Annotated in this window: 3 protein-coding genes; 2 read left to right on the top strand and 1 reads right to left on the bottom strand. The window is 65.8% G+C overall.

What is annotated here, in order from left to right:
* The coding region (locus tag A5707_RS23470; protein WP_156657441.1) for a PPE domain-containing protein at window positions 1-168 on the bottom strand (168 nt) is incomplete at its 3' end.
* A gap of 296 nt (window positions 169-464) precedes the next feature.
* On the opposite strand from A5707_RS23470, the gene A5707_RS18420 reads away from it, so the two are divergent.
* Both A5707_RS18420 and A5707_RS18425 read left to right on the top strand, forming a co-directional pair.
* Entirely contained in the window at window positions 465-764 is a 300-nt protein-coding gene (locus A5707_RS18420; protein WP_065012573.1) for a PE family protein, read from the top strand.
* 13 nt (window positions 765-777) lie between these two features.
* On the top strand, window positions 778-1394 hold a 617-nt coding region (locus tag A5707_RS18425; protein WP_156658116.1), incomplete at its 3' end, for a PPE family protein.

A 1394-nucleotide genomic window follows, 5' to 3' on the forward strand; every position in this document is an offset into this window, starting at 1 on the left:
CCACAGGCCACTGATTTCGGAGATCGCCGAGCCGTAGCAGGACGCGGTCGTGTACAGGTCGGTGGCCAACACGTCCCAGGCAGCGGCGGCCGCCAACATCGGTCCCGCGCCCGCGCCGGCGTACATCCGGCCAGAGTTGACTTCCGGCGGTAATGCTCCGTAATCCACTACTTGACGTCCTGGCCTCGTCGGTCGCTACAGCCTGCCGATCTACTCGACCTCGTAGTCACGAATGCGATGCCCTTCCTCGCCATCGGCGACGGCTGCGATCCACTATCTGAGACATAAGTTCACTAATGAAGATATAAGGCGTTCAGAGGCGTCAGCGGTACGCAGTAATGAACTCTTTCTATCTTTAGGTGAACACTCGTCGTTGGTAGTGCACAGTCGGCTCCCGGCCATCTAACGTCGCTAGCGAGCGGCTCGTGAAGGCCGTTGAGACCGAGCACTGAGGAGAAATCAGCGTGGCGTTCGTAGAAACCCAGCCGGAGGTGCTATCCGCTGCGGCTCGCAATTTGGTGGCTATCGGCGCGTCAGTGGCGGCGCAGAATGCGGCTGCGGCGGGCCCGACGACGGGAATAGTGCCGCCGGCAGCCGATGAGATTTCGGCGCTGACGGCGGCACAGTTCGCCACGCATGCCCGGATGTATCAGGCGGCCAGCGTCCAAGCCGCGGCAATTCACGACATGTTCGTGAACATGCTGGGCACCAGCGCCGGTTCGTACGCGGCCACGGAAGCCGCCAACGCCGCCGCGACCAGCTAGAGGAGACGTAGTGCTGGATTTCGGGGCGTTACCGCCAGAGGTCAACTCCGCTCGCATGTATGCCGGACCGGGGTCGGCGGCGATGATGTCCGCGGCGTCGTCCTGGCGGTGGCTGGCCGCCGAGTTGGAGTCCGCCGCAATCGATTACGACAGGGTGATCACGCAGCTGACCAGTGAGTGGCGCGGCCCGGCGTCGGCGCAGATGGCCGACGCCGCCGCGCCCTATGTGACGTGGTTGTCCACCACCGCGGCACGGGCCGAGCAGGCGGCGGTCCAGGCCAAGGCCGCCGCGATTGCCTATGAGGCCGCCTTTGCGATGACGGTGCCGCCGCCGGTGATCGCGGCTAACCGGGCGCAGCTGATGATGCTGATCGCGACGAACTTCTTCGGGCAGAACTTTCCGGCTATCGCCGCGACCGAGGCGCACTACTCGGAGATGTGGGCCCAGGATGCGGTGGCGATGTATGGCTACGCCGGCGCCTCAGCGGCCGCGTCGGCGTTGACGACGTTCGACCAGCCGCCGACCACCACCAACCCGATGGGGCAGGCCGGCCAGGCCGCTGCGGTTGCTCACGCCGCCGAGACGGCCGCTGGCACGAGTGCGCAGCCACTGCAGTCGGTGCCCGCCAA

It is taken from the genome of Mycobacterium kyorinense (assembly GCF_001672775.1).
In the GTDB taxonomy this organism is placed as follows: Bacteria; Actinomycetota; Actinomycetes; order Mycobacteriales; family Mycobacteriaceae; genus Mycobacterium; species Mycobacterium kyorinense_A.